Origin of the sequence: Cellulosimicrobium sp. XJ-DQ-B-000 (genome assembly GCF_031119065.1) — a bacterium.
GTDB lineage: Bacteria > Actinomycetota > Actinomycetes > Actinomycetales > Cellulomonadaceae > Cellulosimicrobium > Cellulosimicrobium funkei.
Window position 1 is genome coordinate 523,741 of record NZ_JAVHYN010000001.1, and the last position, 18,483, is coordinate 542,223.

Annotated in this window: 13 protein-coding genes; 2 read left to right on the forward strand and 11 right to left on the reverse strand. The window is 72.3% G+C overall.

From position 1 onward, the window contains the following. Positions 1 to 48: 48 nt before the first annotated feature. The 5 genes from RDI86_RS02765 to RDI86_RS02785 all read right to left on the reverse strand — a co-directional run bounded on the left by RDI86_RS02765 (position 49) and on the right by RDI86_RS02785 (position 7,558). Complete coding sequence (locus RDI86_RS02765; protein WP_174526024.1) at positions 49 to 498, reverse strand: hypothetical protein; 450 nt, start codon at positions 496 to 498, stop codon at positions 49 to 51. Between the two features lie 10 nt (positions 499 to 508). Continuing rightward, positions 509 to 1,519 (reverse strand): PIG-L family deacetylase, encoded by a 1,011-nt coding sequence (locus tag RDI86_RS02770; RefSeq protein ID WP_240696654.1) that lies wholly within the window; start codon positions 1,517 to 1,519, stop codon positions 509 to 511. A 13-nt stretch (positions 1,520 to 1,532) separates the two neighbouring features. Next, a complete protein-coding gene (typA, locus tag RDI86_RS02775; protein WP_021479795.1) occupies positions 1,533 to 3,443 on the reverse strand; it encodes a translational GTPase TypA in 1,911 nt (636 codons plus the stop codon). 182 nt (positions 3,444 to 3,625) lie between these two features. After that, on the reverse strand, positions 3,626 to 5,443 hold the full coding sequence (locus RDI86_RS02780; RefSeq protein ID WP_374990510.1) for a BCCT family transporter: 1,818 nt from the start codon (positions 5,441 to 5,443) through the stop codon (positions 3,626 to 3,628). Positions 5,444 to 5,725: 282 nt separating this feature from the next. Next, entirely contained in the window at positions 5,726 to 7,558 is a 1,833-nt protein-coding gene (locus tag RDI86_RS02785) for an ABC transporter ATP-binding protein (RefSeq protein WP_076405225.1), read from the reverse strand. 65 nt (positions 7,559 to 7,623) lie between these two features. Between RDI86_RS02785 and RDI86_RS02790 the strand changes: the two genes are divergently transcribed. Beyond that, positions 7,624 to 8,202, forward strand: coding sequence for a PH domain-containing protein (locus RDI86_RS02790; RefSeq protein WP_308820632.1), 579 nt, complete (start codon positions 7,624 to 7,626; stop codon positions 8,200 to 8,202). A 65-nt stretch (positions 8,203 to 8,267) separates the two neighbouring features. Here the strand turns inward: RDI86_RS02790 and RDI86_RS02795 are convergent, their stop codons facing one another. The 6 genes from RDI86_RS02795 to RDI86_RS02820 all read right to left on the reverse strand — a co-directional run bounded on the left by RDI86_RS02795 (position 8,268) and on the right by RDI86_RS02820 (position 16,837). Then, positions 8,268 to 9,305 (reverse strand): ABC transporter permease, encoded by a 1,038-nt coding sequence (locus RDI86_RS02795; protein ID WP_061267630.1) that lies wholly within the window; start codon positions 9,303 to 9,305, stop codon positions 8,268 to 8,270. Beyond that, on the reverse strand, positions 9,302 to 10,831 hold the full coding sequence (locus tag RDI86_RS02800) for an ABC transporter permease (RefSeq protein ID WP_061267629.1): 1,530 nt from the start codon (positions 10,829 to 10,831) through the stop codon (positions 9,302 to 9,304). The genes RDI86_RS02795 and RDI86_RS02800 overlap by 4 nt, the downstream gene beginning before the upstream one ends. Positions 10,832 to 11,070: 239 nt before the next feature. Further along, the gene (locus RDI86_RS02805; RefSeq protein ID WP_061267628.1) at positions 11,071 to 12,927 is read right to left on the reverse strand and encodes an ABC transporter family substrate-binding protein; all 1,857 of its coding nucleotides are present in this window, start codon (positions 12,925 to 12,927) and stop codon (positions 11,071 to 11,073) included. Positions 12,928 to 13,253: 326 nt separating this feature from the next. Then, the gene (gene ychF / locus RDI86_RS02810; protein ID WP_061267627.1) at positions 13,254 to 14,339 is read right to left on the reverse strand and encodes a redox-regulated ATPase YchF; all 1,086 of its coding nucleotides are present in this window, start codon (positions 14,337 to 14,339) and stop codon (positions 13,254 to 13,256) included. A gap of 51 nt (positions 14,340 to 14,390) precedes the next feature. Then, complete coding sequence (locus RDI86_RS02815) at positions 14,391 to 15,977, reverse strand: hypothetical protein (RefSeq protein WP_308820633.1); 1,587 nt, start codon at positions 15,975 to 15,977, stop codon at positions 14,391 to 14,393. Beyond that, positions 15,959 to 16,837: an ABC transporter ATP-binding protein gene (locus RDI86_RS02820; protein ID WP_168946179.1), complete on the reverse strand. Its 879-nt coding sequence runs from the start codon at positions 16,835 to 16,837 to the stop codon at positions 15,959 to 15,961. Before RDI86_RS02820 ends, RDI86_RS02815 begins: the two co-directional genes overlap by 19 nt. Positions 16,838 to 16,957: 120 nt before the next feature. Here RDI86_RS02820 and rmuC point away from each other — a divergent pair, with 120 nt between their 5' ends. After that, positions 16,958 to 18,466 carry a DNA recombination protein RmuC gene (rmuC, locus tag RDI86_RS02825; RefSeq protein WP_308820634.1) on the forward strand — a complete coding sequence of 503 codons (1,509 nt, stop codon included), beginning with the start codon at positions 16,958 to 16,960 and terminating at the stop codon, positions 18,464 to 18,466. Positions 18,467 to 18,483: the final 17 nt, after the last annotated feature.

Below are 18,483 nucleotides of genomic sequence, written 5' to 3' on the forward strand. Positions count from 1 at the left end.
GCGGTCCGCGCGACGACGAGGGGTGTGCGGGGATCCGCACGGCGAATACTAGCGGGACGCGAGGGGGTTCTCGGGTCCGTCGTGCCTGGTGGGACGCCCGTGCTGGGCCGTGCGGACCGGGCGGTCGCTGAACCACGACCGGGGCAGGAAGGCCGCCGCGGCGACCACGAGCATGCCCCCGTAGATCCAGACGTACCCCACGGGCTCGGCCGGCACGAGCACGTCGCCACCCGGACCCTGCAGCGAGAGGAGCTGCACGACGACGACCCACCCGATGCCGAAGCCCAGGAGACCCGCCATCCCGCCCCAGGCGCGGGCCAGGGTGGCCGCCGCGAGGACGGTGAGCAGGGCGAGCACGATGCCGAGCCCGGCCCCGTCCGGGAGGTCGACGCCCAGGAGGTGCGCCCGGTGCGCGACCGTGCCGACGAGCCCGACGAGCGCGCCCACGAGCGCGCACGCCACCCCGCGGCCCACGAGCCGCCCCATACCGGTCTCCACGGGCCCCAGGCTAACGCGTGGGTCCGGGCGGGACCTGGTCGCTCGGGAGAGCAGGGCCGGAGGGAGCGTAGAACTCGTGTGAAGGGACGGGCGCCAGCACGTCGTTGCTCAGGGCGTACCACCCGAGCAGCACCGGCTCGCCCCCCGCGGCGGCCGTCACGTGCTGGACCTGCGTCGCGTGCGCGCGCATCGCGCCGAGCACGTCGTCGAGCACGGGACCCACCGGCACGCTGACGAGCGCGGGCAGCGACGCGTCGGGACGCGCGAGCGGGGGCAGCGCCTCGTCCGGGTCCGGGAGCGTGAGCCGCGCGTCGGCCGCGAGCAGCTCGCGCGCGCCGGGGTGCTCGGCGAGCGCGCGGCGCGCCGCGCGCACCGTGGTCTCGGGGGCGACGACCTGCCACAGCGCGGGCAGCGGCTCGCCGTCCGCGGCGAGGAGCTCGAGCGCGCGGACCGTGACGTCGTGCGCCCGGACGTGGTCGGGGTGGCCGTAGCCGCCGCCCGCCTCGTACGTCGCCACGACGGCGGGACGGCGCTCCCGGACCACCGCCGCCAGGTGGGCGGCGGCCTCGTCGAGCGGGACGCCGACGAACGCGCGCGGCGGGAGCTGCTCGGTCGCGACCCCGCCGGCCACGCCCGGCGCGACCCAGGCCATGCCCGAGTCCTCGAACCGCACGGTCGCGCCGCCGTCGGACGGCTCGACCGGGCTCGTGACGGTGTCGAGGAAGACGTGGTCCCGCACGCCCAGCGCGGCGAGCGCGCGGGCGAGCTCGGTCTCGCGGAACGCCGCGAGCGCGGGCCCGTCGCCCTCGAGGTGCCCGACGCCCGTCGGGTGCGCGGGGGTGTCGATCACCTCGCCCCGCTCGCCCCGCGTGCAGGTCACGACGGTGACCGGCTCCCCCGCGCGGGCCCAGGTCGCGAGCAGCGCGCCCGTCGCCAGGGTCTCGTCGTCGGGGTGGGCGTGGACGGCCAGCAGGCCGCCGTCGGGCACGACGGCGGCCTGCTGGCTCTGCGGGACGGTCACCCCGTGGGTGGCGTCAGGCGCGCTTCGCGCGCGAGACCGCGCGGGCGCGCTCGGTCTGGTCGAGGACGACCTTGCGGATGCGGACGACCTCGGGGGTGACCTCGACGCACTCGTCCTCGCGCGCGAACTCCAGCGACTCCTCGAGCGTGAGGTGGCGCGGCGGGACGAGGTTCTCGAAGTTGTCGGCCGTCGAGGACCGCATGTTCGTGAGCTTCTTCTCCTTGGTGATGTTCACGTCCATGTCCTCGTTGCGCGAGTTCTCGCCGACGATCATGCCCTCGTAGACCTCCTGCGTGGGGTCGACGAAGAACGAGCCGCGCTCCTGGAGGTTGATCATCGCGAACGGCGTCACCTTGCCCGCGCGGTCGGCGACGAGCGAGCCCGTCGTGCGGGTCTCGATCGCGCCGGCCCACGGCTCGTAGCCCTCGGAGATGGACGACGCGATGCCGGTGCCGCGCGTCTCGGTGAGGAACCGCGTGCGGAACCCGATGAGGCCGCGCGCCGGGACCATGAACTCCATGCGGATCCAGCCCGTGCCGTGGTTCGACATGGTCTCCATGCGGCCCTTGCGCTGGGCGAGGAGCTGGGTGACCGCGCCGAGGTACTCCTCGGGGACGTCGATCGTCATGCGCTCCATCGGCTCGTGCGTCTTGCCGTCGATCGTGCGCGTGACGACCTGCGGCTTGCCGACCGTGAGCTCGAAGCCCTCGCGGCGCATCTGCTCGACGAGGATCGCCAGCGCGAGCTCGCCGCGGCCCTGGACCTCCCACGCGTCGGGGCGGTCGGTCGGGAGCACGCGCAGCGACACGTTGCCGACGAGCTCGGCGTCGAGGCGGTCCTTGACCTGGCGGGCCGTGACCTTGTGGCCCTTGCCGCCCTTGCCCGCGAGCGGCGAGGTGTTGATGCCGATGGTCATCGAGATGGCCGGGTCGTCGACCGTGATGAGCGGCAGCGGGCGCGGGTCGTCGGGGTCGGTGAGCGTCTCGCCGATCGTGATGTCCGCGATACCCGCGACGGCGACGATGTCGCCGGGCCGGGCCTTGTCCGTGGGGACGCGGTCGAGCGCCTTCGTCTCCAGCAGCTCGGTGATCTTCACGCTCTGGAGCGTGCCGTCGTGGCGCGCCCACGCGACGACCTGGCCCTTGCGGAGCTCGCCGTTGAAGATGCGCAGCAGCGCGAGGCGGCCGAGGAACGGCGACGCGTCGAGGTTCGTCACGTGCGCCTGGAGCGGCGCGCCCTCGTCGTACGTCGGCGCGGGGATCTTCTCGAGGATCGTCGTGAACAGCGGCTCGAGGTCCTCGTTCGAGGGGAGCTGGCCGTCCAGCGGCTGGTCGAGCGACGCGCGGCCGGCCTTCGCGGACGCGTAGACGACCGGGACGTCGAGGATCGCGTCGAGGTCGAGGTCCGGCACGTCGTCCGCGAGGTCGGACGCGAGGCCCAGCAGCAGGTCCGTTGCCTCGGCGACGACCTCGGTGATGCGCGAGTCGGGCCGGTCGACCTTGTTGACGACGATGATCACCGGGAGCTTCGCGGCGAGCGCCTTGCGGAGCACGAACCGGGTCTGCGGGAGCGGGCCCTCGCTCGCGTCCACGAGCAGCACCACGCCGTCGACCATGGACAGACCGCGCTCGACCTCGCCGCCGAAGTCGGCGTGGCCCGGGGTGTCGATGACGTTGATCGTGATGCCGTCGGGCTCGCCCACCGCGGCGGCCGCCGGGCCGGCGTACCGCACCGCAGTGTTCTTCGCGAGGATGGTGATGCCCTTCTCGCGCTCGAGGTCACCGGAGTCCATGACGCGCTCGTCCACGTGCTGGTGCGCGGAGAAGGCGCCGGACTGGCGCAGCATCGCGTCGACGAGCGTGGTCTTGCCGTGGTCGACGTGGGCGACGATCGCCACGTTGCGCAGGTCGGAGCGCACAGACATCTACGGTTCTCATTTCGTGGGGTACGAGGGGCGACGACGGCCGGCCACCTCAGCGCGCACGACGGCGGGCTCGGCCCGCCGCAGCATCACGGAGCACGGGCCGTCACCCGGGCCCGGCTATCCTACCGGGTCCGCGCTCGGGACACCATGCCCGCCGTCGTGCACCGTTCGGATGCGCCTCCTCAGGAGGTGCCTCCTCCGGAGGGTGTCTTGCGCCGCGGCCGACGGACGAGCGCGCGCCATCGGTCCGGGCGGTCGGGGTAGAGCTCCTCCCACTGCTCGGAGATCGACTCCGAGACGCGCGTCGTCACGTGCTCCGTGAGCGCGGCGCGCGCGGCGCGCCGCTCGGCGCGCAGGATCGCGGCGTGCTCGACCCGGAGCGCACGCACCGTGGAGACGGCCATCCCGATCATCACCACGGAGAACGGCAGCGCGATGAGGATCGCCGCCGTCTGCAGCGCCTGGAGACCGCCCGCGAGCAGGAGCGCGATGGCCAGCAGGCCGGAGGTGCCCGCCCAGAAGATGCGGCTCCAGGTGGGCGGGTTCGGGTTGCCCCCGCTCGCGAGCATGTCGACGACGAGCGAGCCCGAGTCGGACGACGTCACGAAGAAGATGACGATGAGCACGATCCCCACCACGGCGAGGACGTTCCCGAGCGGCAGGCCGTCGAACAGCTGGAAGAGCGCGGTGTCCGTGTCGACCTCGCCGTCCACGAGCATGCTCCCGGGCTCCATGAGCTCGCGGTACAGCGCCGACCCGCCGAACACGGAGAACCAGAGCGTCGTGACGATCGTCGGGACGAGCAGGGTGCCGAGGACGAACTCGCGGACCGTGCGACCGCGCGAGATCCGGGCGATGAACACCCCGACGAAGGGGGCCCAGGAAATCCACCAGCCCCAGTAGAAGATCGTCCACTGCGACTGCCACTCGAGGCCGGCCTGTCCCTGGAAGGCGGTGGTGTCGAACGTGAGGCGCACGACGTTCTGCAGGTAGTAGCCGAGCGACTGGACCCACTCGCGCAGGAGGAACAGCGTCGGGCCGAGGACCAGCACGAGCGCCAGGACCACACCGGCCAGGATCATGTTGCCGTTCGACAGCCACTTGATGCCCTTGCCCAGACCGGACACGACCGAGAGCGTCGCGAGCGCCGAGATCGCCACGATGAGCCCGATCTGCAGCGCGGTGCTCGGCTCGACCACGTCGAGGTAGCCGAGCCCGGCGGAGATCTGGAGCACGCCGAACCCGAGCGACGTCGCGACCCCGAAGACGGTGCCGATGATCGCGACGATGTCGATGACGTCGCCGAGGCGTCCCTTCACGCGCTCGCCGAACAACGGCTCGAGCGCCCAGCGGATCGAGACGGGGCGGCCCTTGCGGTGGATCGCGTACGCGAGCGCGAGGCCCGCGACGACGTAGATCGCCCACGCATGGATGCCCCAGTGCAGGTAGCTCTGCCCCATCGCGGCCTGGGCGAGCGACGCGTCGCTCCCCTCGACACCGGGCTTGGGGCTCACGTAGTGCGAGAGCGGCTCGGCGACGCCCCAGTAGACGAGGCCGATGCCCATCCCGGTGGCGAACAGCATCGCGAACCACACGGGCAGCCGGAAGAGCGGCGTCTCCTCGTCCTTGCCGAGCACGATGTCGCCGAACCGGCTCAGACCCATCCACAGCGAGAAGACGACGAAGCCCGCGACGACGATCACGTAGTACCAGCCGAAGGCGCCGATGACGTCGGTCTGGAGCGTGTCCAGCACCGCCGTGACGGTGTCCGTGAAGAGCACCGTGAGCAGGACGAAGACCAGGATGATCCCCGCCGCCGGGTAGAAGACGCGCGGGTCCGGCCGACCCGTCCGGGGGGCGTCTGGATCGTGCGAGGACACGACCGGCGCGGAGCCGGTGTCCGGCCCGACGGCGTCCGTCGCCACGGCGTCGGCCGTCGCGGCGTCGACCGTCGCGGCGTCGGTCGTCACGGCGTCGGCCGTCGCGGCGTCGGTCCTCACGGCGCCCTCGTCGCGGGGCGCGTCGGCCCCTCCCCCGTCGGGCGCTGGCGCGGCCTCCTCGTCACGTGCTGGCTCGCGGGGCGTCTCGTGGTGCGGGGCGTTCATGGCCTCAAGGCTTGTCGGACGCGCGGGCCCCGGCAACCGGAACGCCCGCCCGGCAGCAAGAACGCCCGTCATGGCAGCAGGAAAGCGCGTCCTGCCAGCAGGAACGCCCCGGGAGCGGCCGCGTGCGCGGCCGCCCCCGGGGCGTCGTGAGGGCTCAGCGAGCCGTGAAGCGTGCGGTCAGAAGCCGGCGCCCGCGGTGGGCGGGGCGCTGCGCTCATGGTCCACGTCCTCGCGCGCCGCGGCGAGCGCGCGCTCCTCGTCCGCCAGCGAGGACACCTCGTCGTTCGCGATGTCGCGAGCGGCGGCCTCGAGGAGGGCGTCGCGCGCGGCGCGGCGCTCGCGCTGCGCGGCCGGGTCCGGGACGGGGACGGCGGCGAGCAGGCGCTGCGTGTACGCGTGCTTCGGCTCGTGCACGATCTGCGACGTGTCGCCCACCTCGACGAGCTTGCCCTTGTGCATCACGGCGATGCGGTCGGACAGGAGCTCCACGACCGCGAGGTCGTGCGAGATGAACAGGCACGCGAACCCGTGCTCGCGCTGCAGGTCGGTGAAGAGGTCGAGGACCTTCGCCTGGACCGACACGTCGAGGGCCGACGTCGGCTCGTCCGCGACGAGCAGCTTCGGCTCCAGCGAGAGCGCCCGCGCGATGCCGACGCGCTGGCGCTGACCGCCGGAGAGCTCGTGCGGGTAGCGGTTGCGCATCGCCCGGGGAAGCTCGACCTGGTCGAGCAGGCGCTCGACCTCGCGGCTGAGCTCCTTGCCCTTGACGCCCTTGTGCAGCATGAGCGGCTCGCCGATCGACTCGCCGATGGGCAGGCGCGGGTTGAGCGACGACCCCGGGTCCTGGAAGACGATGCCGACCTCGGTGCGCAGCGGCTTGAGGTCCTTGGGCCGGGCACCCACCATGTCCGTCCCGACGATCTTCAGCGAGCCGCCCGTGACGGGCAGCAGCCCGACGGCCGCGCGGCCGATCGTCGTCTTGCCGGAGCCGGACTCGCCGACCAGGCCGACGACCTCGCCCTGGTGGATCTGGAGCGAGACCTCGTCGACCGCCCGGAACGCCGCCTGCCGGCCGCGGCCCGGGTACTCGATGACCATGTCCTGCGCGTCGAGCACGAGCGGCCGCTCCGGGGCCGGGGCGCCGCCGGGAACGCGGTCCGTGGCGGTCGTCGTGCCGCGCTTGGAGCCGAGGTGCGGCACGGCCTCGAGGAGACGCACCGTGTACGGGTGCTGCGGGTTGCCGAAGATCTCGGCCGACGTGCCGCGCTCGACGACCTGGCCGTCCTTCATGACCATGATCGAGTCCGCCATGTCGGCGACCACGCCCATGTCGTGCGTGATGAGGATGATCGCCGCGTCGACGCGGTAGCGCAGGTCGCGCAGGAGCTTGAGGATCTCCGCCTGGACCGTGACGTCGAGCGCCGTGGTCGGCTCGTCCGCGACGAGGAGCTTCGGGTCGCACGCGAGCGCCTGCGCGATCATCGCGCGCTGGCGCTGACCGCCGGAGAGCTGGTGCGGGTACGCGTCGAACCGGCGCTCGGGCTCGGGGATCTCGACGAGCCGCAGGAGCTCGATCGCGCGCTTCTTCGCGTCGGCGGGGCCGACGTTGAAGTGCGTCCGGATGGTCTCGACGATCTGGAAGCCCACGGTGTAGACGGGGTTCAGCGCCGTCATCGGCTCCTGGAAGATCATGGAGATCTCCTTGCCGCGGACGTGCCGCAGCGAGCCGTGCGACATGCCGATGAGCTCGCGGTCGCCGAGCTTGGCCGAGCCGCTGGCGCGGCCGTTCGGCGGGAGCAGGCCCAGCAGCGCGAGCGACGACTGGGACTTGCCCGAGCCGGACTCGCCGACGATCGCGAGGACCTCACCGGAGTGGAGGTCGTAGCTCACGTCCGCGGCCGCGGGGTACCAGGCCTTGTCGACGTAGAAGTCCACGCCGAGGTTGCGCACGGTCAGCACGGGGCTGCCCTGGCGCGCGGCCGGGGCCGCGGGAGACGTCTCGATGGCCACGCTGATCAGTGTCCTTCCTGCTGGAGCCGGCGCTCGTGGCGCCGCGACTCTGCGAGCATGGGCGCATGGGTCCCACGCTGGTCTTCCGTTCGACGTACGGCCGAGTCCTCACGCTGGCGACGGGCGCCGTCGCCGTCGCCCTGGTCGTGGTCACGGCCGTGACGGGGGACGTCGTCGCGGTCCTGGGGGCTCTGCTCCCCGCCGCGCTCGTGACGTACCTCGTCTGGATGCTGTTCTGGCGTCCCGCCGTCGAGGTGTCCGACGGCGGGGTCGAGGTCCGCAACGTCACGCGCACCGTGCACGTGCCGTGGACGGCGTACGAGGGCGTCGACCCCCGCTACTCGCTCGAGGTGCGCTACGCCGGCGGACGCGTGACCGCCTGGTCCGCGCCCCGCTCGAGCGGCACGGCCCGCTGGCTGCGCAGCTCGCGACGGCGCGCCGTCGGCCAGGAGCAGGTGGTCGCCGGCGCGAGCGCCGAGGCCGTGGCCGACGCCGTGAGGCAGCGCCACGCGATGCTCGCGGCGGCCGGCCACCTCGACCGGGCGGTCCAGGGCGCCCCCGGCGCCCGCTCGACCTGGCACGTCGTGCAGCTCGCCGTGCTGGGCGCGCTCGCGGTGGGGACGGTCGTGGCGCTCACCGTCTGACCGCGGCGCGCCGCGCCGCCCGAGAGGTCCACGACCTCCCGGGCGGGCGGCGACGACGGCGGTCATCAGCTGGCCCCGGCCTCGCCGGTCGCGCTCGGCGCCGTGGCGGCCGTCGGGCGGGCGACGCGCTTCGCACGGGCCATCTTGCGCTCGGAGGGGATGCGCTTCTGACGGGGGTCGAACGCGTCGCGCAGGCCGTCACCGATGAAGTTGACGCACAGCGCGATGGCGACGATGAACAGACCCGGCCACCAGAACAGCCACGGACGCGTCGCGAACGCCTCCTGGTAGTCGCTGATGAGCTTGCCGAGCGAGGTCGCCGGCGCCTGGATGCCGACGCCGAGGTAGCTCAGCGCGGTCTCCAGCAGGATCGCCGAGCTCATGAGCAGCGTGACGTTGACGATGATCACGCCGACCGCGTTCGGCAGCATGTGCTTGAAGATGATCCGCGCGTCGCTCGCGCCCGCGACCCGGGCGGCGTCGACGAACTCGCGCTCGCGCAGCGAGAGGAACTCGCCGCGCACGAGGCGCGCGAGCGGCGGCCACAGCACGAGCCCGAGGAACCCCCCGAGGATGAGCGCGTTGCTGCCGCCCGAGAGCAGGGCCAGCACCGCACCGATGACGATGACCGGCATCGTGATGATGAGGTCCGTGAACCGCATGAGCCACGAGTCGGTACGACCGCGGTAGTACCCGGAGAGCGCCCCGACGAGGACGCCCGCGATCGTCGCGATGACGCCGACGGAGAGCACCACGAGGAGCGACGTCTGCGTGCCTTGCATGACGCGCGCGAACACGTCGCGACCCGCCTCGTCCTGGCCGAAGATGTGCGCCTCGGACGGTGCACCGCCGTTGACCAGGGGGTACGTGGACCCCTGCCCGGACGGCTTGTAGGCGTACCAGCCCTGCCAGCCGCCGATGCCGATCGAGGTGATCGCGAGCGCGACGATGCCGATGAGCACGACGAGCGCGACCACGGCGCCCTTGTGGTGGAAGAAGCGCCGCCGGACGATCTGGCCCTGGGACAGGCCCTCGACCTCGCGCAGCTCGATCTGGTTCTCGACCGCGCCGCTCTGCGACGCGTCGTTCGGTGTGTTGGTCATGCGTTCACCCGGATCCGCGGGTCGAGGGCTGCGTAGATGAGGTCAGCCACGATGTTGGCGATGATGGCGAGGGCCGCGACGATGACGAGGTACGCCATGACGGGGTCGATCTCGCCGCGTTGCAGCGCGTTGAGGAAGAGCAGGCCCATACCGGGCCGGGCGAAGACCTTCTCGGTGATGATCGCGCCGCCCAGGAGCGTGATGACGTCGATCGGGACGATCGTCGCGAGCGGGATCAGCGTGTTGCGGAACCCGTGGCGCATGACGACGGTCCGTTCCGGCAGACCCTTCGCCCGCGCCGTGCGGATGTAGTCCTGGCTCATCACCTCGAGCATGCTGGCGCGCGAGTAGCGGGTGTACCCGGCGAACTGGATGAGCACGAGCGCGATCGTCGGGAGCAGCAGGTGGGTGTACTGGTCGAGGACCTGCACCCAGAAGTTGCCGCCAAGGTTCGGCGTGCTGTTGCCGATCGTCGGGATGGGCCGGCCGTTGATCGCCGGTGCGCCGAAGTACGCGGGCCAGACCGACATCACCTTGTCGACGAAGACCATGGACCCGACGAGGAACGCGGTGATGGCGGCGGCACGCGCGGACACGCCCTTGTCGGGACCGCCCCACGCGTACCCGACCCCGATACCGACGCCGACGGTGACCACGGCGAGCACCAGCACGATCCACCAGTTGTCGACCTGCTTGAGGACCGACTGGATCGGGAAGTAGACGACGACCCCGATCAGGACCGTGGTGAGCGACGCGTACAGGGCGCGGCGGTTCTTCAGGCCCGAGACGAGCGCGGTGATGGCGAAGGCCAGCGCGGCGCCCGTGACGACGATGATGACCGGGCCGAGGTTCGGCTTCTCCCACCAGCCCGAGAGCTGCAGGTAGAGCAGCGCGAGCGCGCTCGCCGCGAAGCCCAGGCCGAAGACCGTGAGCCGCCGCCGCGCGGTCCCGCCGAAGGCGAGGGACCACAGCAGGCCGGAGATCGCGCCGATGCCCACGATCACGAGGATCGAGAGGTTCGGGTCGCGGAGGAAGTCGTTGAAGCCGATCGCGCCCCACTGCTTGAGCAGGACGGCGACCCAGAAGGCCGGGAGGGAGTAGAGCACGAACGAGACGAAGATCGTCAGGTAGTCGAAGGTGCTGTACTGCCGCAGCGCGCTGACGATGCCGACCATGACGCCGAAGATCACGGCGAGGACGGTCGCGGCGGCGACGAGCTGGATCGTCGAGATGACCGCGCCCTGGAGCAGGGTCGAGACGGACTGGCCACTCTGCCAGGCCGTGCCGAGGTCACCGGTGACGAAGTCGCCGAGCCACTTGAAGTAGCGGATCACCGACGGGGTGTCGAGATCGAGGTCGGCGGTGCGCTGGGCGATCAGCTGGGCCTTGTTGGGCTTCGTGCTCGACTCGAGATCCGCGAAGATGTACGGCCGGATCGCGGCGTCGACGAGCAGGTACATCGCGAACGTGGACACGAGGAGGGTCGCCAACCCTGCCAGCACACGCCGCGAGATGAAGGAGAACATCGGAGGTCTTACCTCGCTGGTCGGTAGGGACCCCGGGTCAGGGGCCGGTCGATTCTACGCGCGGGTCTCGCGTGGTCGTGAACCGAGGGCCCGGGACGCCGCGGGTCTGGGCGTCGGGGCGGGTGCACGCGAGGACCGGGGGCCCCGGCGGACAGACCGCCGGGACCCCCGGTCTCACACCCGGACGCGCCCCGCCGCCGCCGGGGCGGCGGCAGGGCCCGTCAGGGGACTCAGGGCACTCAGCCCTCGAACGTCCAGTTCCAGAACCCGTGGAAGATCGTCGGGCTGATCGTGATCGACTCGACGCCCTTCAGGTTCTCGTCCCAGCCCTGGATGGCGGGGAACTGGAAGATCGTCACGCCGAAGCCGTCAGCCCAGAGGTTCTTCTCGACCTCGAGCTGGAGCTGGAACTGCTCCTCCGGGTCGGTCGAAACCTGGAGCTTGTCGAGCGCGGCGTCCACGGCGGCGTTGTTGTACTTGCCGTAGTTGTTGACGCCCGGGTTCGGCGCCCAGCGGAAGTTGGCGTCCGACTCGGTGACCGCGGTCGAGGTCGACTGCCAGCCGAAGAGCGACGCGTCGTACTGGTCCTGGCCGGTGGCGAGGAGCGTGCCCCACTCGGCGGCCGGGCGGCCCGTGTCGACGATCTCGAAGCCGGCCTGCGCCGCGGTGTCGGTGATGAGCGCGAGCTCGTTCACGCGACGCGTGTTCTCGTTGTTGTACGCGAAGCGCACCTGGACCGGGGTGGCGACCCCGGCGTCCGCGAGCAGCTGCTTCGCCTTCTCGATGTCACCGGCCGGCGGGTAGAAGTCCGAGCCGTTCTCGGCGACCATCTGGTCGTAGTTCGGCGAGCCCGGGAGCAGGATGTTCGAGTTGCGCACCTCGGCGTCCGGGTTCAGCGGCTTGATGAGGTTGTCGACGATCGTCTGGCGCGGGATCGTCAGCAGGAACGCCTGGCGCACGGCCTTGGCCTTCTCGGTGTCGCCACCGTAGGTGTTCGGGTCGAACGGACCACCGTTCTGGAAGACCAGGTCGACGTGCTCGTACGTACCCTCGATGCCCGAGTGGGTCTCGACGCCGTCGAGGCCCTCGAGCGCCGTGCGGACGTCCGCGGAGGCCTGCGGGCCGATCAGGTCGACCTCACCGTTCTCGAGCGCCTGGACCTGGGCCATCGGGTCGTCGATGTACCGGACCGTGATGGTCTCGACCGAGCCCTTGTTCTTGCCCTTGAAGTCCGGGTTCGCCTTGAGCGTGAGGTACTGGTTCTCCTTGTACTCCTCCAGCGTGTAGGCGCCGTTGGAGACGTAGAGCGACGGGTCCTCGGGGAGCGAGGTGAACTCGAAGCCCTCGTTCCAGAACTTCGAGATCTTCGCCAGCGCCGCGGTGTCGTTGTTGAGGATCGCGTCGCGGACGGCGGCCTTGGCCTCCTCCGGGTCCTCGATCTCGAGCGCCTTCTGGCCCACGACGTGCGCCGGGACGAACTCGTTCGTCCAGCTGAGCTCCCAGTCACCGAACGGCTTGTCGTACACGACGGTGATCGACTTGTTGTCGTCCGAGATCTCGGGGTTCTGCGAGATGAGCGCGACGCCCGGGTCCGAGCCGTCGAAGTAGACACCGGCGTCCACCTCGGCCTGGTTCGTGACGTTGCCCTCTTCGTCCGTCTGGGCCTCGACCGTGTTGAACTTGCCGGACTGACCGGCCCAGTCCAGCAGGATCTCCGTCGCGTCGACCGGCGTGCCGTCCGACCACTTGGTGTCGTCGCCGAACGTGTACTTCACCGTCAGCGGGTCGTCCGAGAGCTTCTCGTACGTGCCGAACGACTCGTCCTTGACGATGTTCAGGTCGGCGTCGTAGTAGCTGAAGCCCGAGTTGAGCATGTAGTTGATGACGGCGTTCTGCGTCGCGTTGCCGTTCTGGGAGCTCAGGTTGAGCTCGTTGAGCGGAGCCTCCCACGCGACCGTGACGGCGGTCGCGGTGTTGATGCCCGCGTCGTCGCCGCCGTCGGTCTCGCCCTCACCCGACGTGCCGCTGCACGCCGAGAAGAGCAGTGCCCCCGTGACCGTCACGGCGAGGGCGGCACTCGTGCGCCTGATCTTCAATGTTCCTCCTCCAAGGGATGGTGGGCGCGGACGAGCGGACGTCGATCGCCCCTCGGCCGCCCCGTCCGTCGCACGCTCGCCCTGCGGCCGGCGCGCGTGGACGGGCATGCCCACCACGGTTTGGGCCCACGCTACCCAGCAAGTTGCGAAGGATCTCCCCCTTGCCCGGTTGCGGCAGGTGATCGTTACCGAGTTGATACTGGCCGGTACGGGCGCGTTTCCGGGCCGCGACGGCCGGGAAACACGCGCGAAACCTCCGGCCCCGGACGCACGGACGCCCGCCGCGTCTCACGATGCGGCGGGCGCCCAGGCCTGTGACCTGCGTCTCAGACGTTGAAGCGGAACTCCACCACGTCGCCGTCGGCCATGACGTAGTCCTTGCCCTCCACGCGCGCCTTGCCCGCCGCGCGCGCCGAGGCGACGGAGCCGGTCTCGACGAGGTCCTCGAAGGAGACGACCTCGGCCTTGATGAAGCCGCGCTCGAAGTCGGTGTGGATGACCCCGGCCGCCTGAGGCGCCGTCCACCCCTTGCGGATGGTCCACGCGCGCGCCTCCTTGGGCCCGGCGGTGAGGTACGTCTGCAGGCCGAGCGTGTCGAAGCCGACGCGCGCGAGCTGGTCGAGGCCGGCCTCGGTCTGGCCCGACTCCGCGAGCATCTCCTTCGCCTCGTCGGGCTCGAGCTCGACGAGCTCGGACTCGAACTTGGCGTCGAGGAAGATCGCCTGGGCGGGCGCGACGAGCGCGCGCAGGCGCGCCTGAAGGTCCTCGTCGGCGAGGCCCGCGTCGTCGGTGTTGAAGACGTAGATGAACGGCTTCGCCGTGAGGAGCTGCAGGCTCGCGACGTCCGCGAGGTCGAGGCCCGCGGCGGCCGCGCCCTGGAAGAGGGTCGTGCCGGCCTCGAGGACCGCCTGGGCCTTCTGGGCCGCGTCGAGGAGGGCGGCGTCGCCCTTCTTGATCCGGACCTCCTTCTCGAGGCGCGGGACCGTCTTCTCGAGCGTCTGGAGGTCGGCGAGGATCAGCTCGGTGCTGATCGTCTCGATGTCGCCCTCGGCGTCCGTCGAGCCCTCGACGCGGACGACGTCCGGGTCGGAGAACGCGCGCGTCACCTGGCAGATGGCGTCGGCCTCGCGGATGTTCGCGAGGAACTTGTTGCCGAGCCCCTCCCCCTCGCTCGCGCCCTTGACGATGCCCGCGATGTCGACGAACGACACCGTGGCGGGCAGGACGCGCTGGCTGCCGAAGATCTCGGCGAGCTTGTCGAGGCGCGGGTCCGGGAGGGACACGACGCCGACGTTCGGGTCGATCGTCGCGAACGGGTAGTTCGCGGCGAGGACCTGGTTGCGCGTCAGGGCGTTGAAGAGGGTGGACTTGCCGACGTTGGGCAGGCCGACGATGCCGATAGTGAGTGCCACGTCGGCCGAGTCTACGGGCCGGGACCGCGGCGCGCGGTCCCGGCCCGCGCGTCAGGCGTACGACAGCACGCGCTGGAGCAGCTCGGGCGCCCGGCGGTCGTAGGTGCGGGCACCCCACCGCACGCCGAGCACGAGCACGACGGCACCCACGACCACGCCCACCGCGAGGGTGACCCACCCGAGCACGGGCAGGTCGGCGACGATCGCGATGACGCCCGGGACGAGGAACGGGACCGACAGCGCCAGGACGAGGAGCATCGCGACCGTCTGGGCGGCGAGGGTGGCCATCGCGGCGCCCTGCGGCTGCTTGAACGGGCTGTCGCCCGGCTTGGGCACCGGGTAGAGCAGGCGCGCCGACGTCGCGCTCGAGATGCCCGTCGAGGTGAGCAGCGTGCCCGCGGTGAGACCGAGCAGGGCGGGCAGCGCGTCCCAGCGCCCGGCCACCGCGACGGAGACCAGCGCGAAGAGGAGGGTCACGGCCCCGCCGGCGACGAGCACCGGGAGCGCCCGGCCCCAGCGGTCCGCCCGCCCCGGGACGCCCGACGACACGTGGAGCGCGAACGCGGTGTGGTCGTAGGCGATGTCCGCCGAGATGGAGAAGCCGAGGATCCACGCCGTGAAGGGCGCGAGCGCGAGGAAGATCTCCGAGCCGGTCCCACCGCCGACGACGAGGAGCACCACGGGGATGAGCGGCACGACCGCGATCGACCCGGAGTAGCGCGGGTCGCGCAGCCAGTAGGTGGCCGTGCGTGCGGCGACGGCGCCCGTCGGCGTCGCGGGGAAGCGTGAGAAGAAACCGAGGCCCTTGGCACGGCCGCCCCCGCCGGAGGTGGGCGGCGTGACGAGGGCGCGCGCGAGCGCCTTGTCCCACACGACCCACGCGACCGCGAGGGTCGCCAGCGCGACGACGAGCCGCGCGAGCGCGAGGCCCCACGCGCCGTCGTGCACCGCGGCGCCGAGCCCCCACGGCGCGCCGAACGGCGTCCAGGCCGCGACGTCGGCGAGGCGCGTCACCATGCCGCGCACCGCGTCGCCGTCGACCGGGCCCCCGCCCAGCTGGGACCCCAGCCACGCGAACGCGGGCCCGATGAGGACGAGCGGCACGAACGCGGCGATCGTCACGACCTCGCGGTAGCGCCGCGACTCGAGCAGGGGCGCCAGCGCGGTCGTCGTCGCGCGCGAGCCGACGACGCACAGCGCGACCGCGACCACGGCGCCCACGAGCGCGGCGAGGACCGCGAGGGGCGTGCGCCACCACGCGAACGACGCGCCGAGCGCCGCCAGGGCCGTGACGATGCCCGGGATCGAGACGACGCCCGCGACGGCGAGGCCGGCGAGCAGCCGACGCTGCGGGATGCCGAACAGCACGAAGCGCTGCGGGTCGAGGGTCGCGTCCACGCCGAACGCGAAGAGCGGGATCACCCACCACCCGAGGACGGCGAGCGCCCCGGCGAGGATCGTGATCGAGCCCGCGAGCGCGGCGTCCTCGGTGCCGAGGAAGACCATCCCGACGACGAGCATGCCGACGACGAACAGCCCGTAGAGGACACCCACGACGAAGCCGATCGTCTGCCACACGCTCCGGCGGAACGCGTTCCCCATGAGCGTGAGCTTGAGCCTTACGAACTGCGCAACCACGCGAGGCCCTCCGTGCTCTGCCGACCGCCCACGAGCTCGACGAACCGGTCCTCGAGGCTCTGGTCGCCGCGCACCGCGTCCACGGTGCCGGCCGCGAGGACGTGCCCGCCCGCGACCACCGCCACGTGGTCGCACATGCGTTGGACGAGGTCCATGACGTGCGACGACACCACGACCGTCCCGCCGCTGGCGACGTAGCCGGCGAGGATGTCGCGGATGTTGGCCGCGGAGACCGGGTCGACGGCCTCGAACGGCTCGTCGAGCACGAGCGTGCGCGGCGCGTGGATGAGCGCGGTCGCCAGCGCGATCTTCTTCGTCATGCCTGCGGAGTAGTCGACGACGAACGTGTTGGCGTCCTTCGCGAGGTCGAGGGCCGCGAGCAGCTCCGTGGTGCGCTCCGCCACCGTGTCGCGGTCCATGCCGCGCAGCAGGCCTGCGTAGGTCACGAGCTGGGCGCCGGTGAGGCGGTCGAAGAGCCGGACGCCGTCGGGCAGGACGCCGAGCTGGCGCTTGCCCGCGACCGGGTCGGCCCACAGGTCCGTCCCGTGGACGTGCGCGGAGCCGGCGTCGGGCCGCAGGAGGCCCGTCGCCATGGAGAGCGTCGTCGTCTTGCCGGCGCCGTTGGGGCCCACGAGCCCGTAGAACGAGCCCGCCGGCACGTCGAGGTCGATGCCGGCGACCGCGATCTTCTCCCCGAAGCGCTTCCACAGGGCGCGCAGGGACAGCGCGGCGGTGGGGTCCGGGGGCGCGGGCTGCCCCGGCGGAGCCGTGGGCCGGGGGTCGGGCGCGACGCCCGGCACGGTGCCGGGGACGGGCGCGCCGGCGGGCGCGACAGGTGGGGCGGGGTGGGGATCGACCATGGCGCCAAGGTAGCCGAGCCCTCGGCCGCGGGGCGGTGCCTTTTGTCACGACCTGCGCGACGACGCCCGCCCCGCGCGCCGACCGACGGTGCTGTCGGTGCCCCGTGGGAGGGTGCGGCCATGGACTCCTCGGGATGGTTGCTCTTCGCCGTCGGACTCGTGCTGGGGCTGGTGGCCGGCGCCGCGCTCGTGCTCGCGGTGCGGCGCGCCTCGCCCGACGCCGCGGGCGCGGAGATCCGCCGTCTCACCCAGCTCCTGGGCCAGGCCCAGCAGGACGCGGCGCGCGGCGCGGGCCTCGCCGAACGGCTCGAGGCGGAGCGCGAGGGCTTCGCGCGCCAGCTCGGCGCGGCCCAGCGCAGCGCGGACGAGCGGCTCGACCTCGCCCGGGCCACCCACGAGCAGCAGCTCGCGGAGCTGCGGGCCGCGGCCGAGCGCCGCGTCGCGGAGATCCAGGGCGACCACCGCCGGCTCGAGGCCCAGTTCGAGGCGCTCTCGCGCAAGGTGCTCGCCGCGGGCACGGAGCAGTTCCTCGTGCAGGCGGAGGAGCGCATGCGGCGCAGCCAGGAGCAGGGGGCGGCCGAGCTCGCGCGCCGCGAGGAGGCGGTGCGCCACCTGGTCGAGCCGCTCGCCGGCGCGCTGGAGAAGGTCCGCGCGGAGGTCGCCGAGGCCGAGCGCGCCCGCCTCGCCGCGCACGGGAGCCTCACGGAGCAGGTGCGCGGGGTGCGCGACGCGTCCGAGCTGCTGCGCGCCGAGACGTCGCAGCTCGTGACGGCCCTGCGCTCGTCGCAGGTGCGGGGCGCGTGGGGCGAGCTCCAGCTCCGCCGCGTCGTCGAGGCGGCGGGCATGCTCCCCCACGTCGACTTCGTCGAGCAGGACCAGGTCGCGACCGACGACGGCGCGCTGCGCCCGGACATGGTCGTCCGGCTCGCGGGCGGCAAGCAGGTCGTGGTCGACGCGAAGGTCGCGTTCCTCGGCTACCTCGACGCGCAGGGCGCCACCGACCCGGCCGTGCGCGCGGACCGGCTGGCCGCCCACGCCCGCCACATGCGCAAGCACGTGGACGACCTCGGCGCCAAGCGCTACTGGGACCAGTTCGGCCCGGCACCGGAGTTCGTCGTCATGTTCGTCCCGGCGGAGTCGTTCCTCTCGGCCGCCGTCGAGCAGGACCCGTCGCTCCTCGAGCACGCGGTGTCCAAGAACGTCGTCATCGCGACGCCCATGACGATGGTCGCGATGCTGCGGACGATCGCCTACGCGTGGCGGCAGGACGCCCTGGCCACCAACGCGCAGCAGGTCCTCACGCTCGGCAAGGAGCTCCACGGGCGGCTCGCGGTCATGGGGTCGCACCTGGCGAAGCTCGGGCGCCAGCTCCAGAGCGCCGCGGACTCCTACAACCGGACGGTCGGCTCGCTCGAGACGCGCGTGCTCGTCAGCGCGCGCCGGTTCGCAGACCTGCACGTCGTCGACGACGAGCTGACGACGCCCCCGACGGTGAACCCGCAGCTCAGCGCGGTGAGCGCACCCGAGCTGCTCGCGTCCGTCAACGAGTCCGTGGTCGCGATCGACGAGCGCCCGGACGACCGCGACGAGCCCCGGCGGGAGCCGTCGGCCGGCGGGGCGAGCGCCTGACCGCTCCCCCGGGGCCG

What these genes read in the sequence shown, in the direction of transcription:
- RDI86_RS02795 (WP_061267630.1), bottom strand. Translation starts at nt 9,305, where the DNA reads ATGACCAACACACCGAACGACGCGTCGCAGAGCGGCGCGGTCGAGAAC.
- RDI86_RS02790 (WP_308820632.1), top strand. Translation starts at nt 7,624, where the DNA reads ATGGGTCCCACGCTGGTCTTCCGTTCGACGTACGGCCGAGTCCTCACG.
- RDI86_RS02800 (WP_061267629.1), bottom strand. Translation starts at nt 10,831, where the DNA reads ATGTTCTCCTTCATCTCGCGGCGTGTGCTGGCAGGGTTGGCGACCCTC.
- typA (WP_021479795.1), bottom strand. Translation starts at nt 3,443, where the DNA reads ATGTCTGTGCGCTCCGACCTGCGCAACGTGGCGATCGTCGCCCACGTC.
- rmuC (WP_308820634.1), top strand. Translation starts at nt 16,958, where the DNA reads ATGGACTCCTCGGGATGGTTGCTCTTCGCCGTCGGACTCGTGCTGGGG.
- RDI86_RS02820 (WP_168946179.1), bottom strand. Translation starts at nt 16,837, where the DNA reads ATGGTCGATCCCCACCCCGCCCCACCTGTCGCGCCCGCCGGCGCGCCC.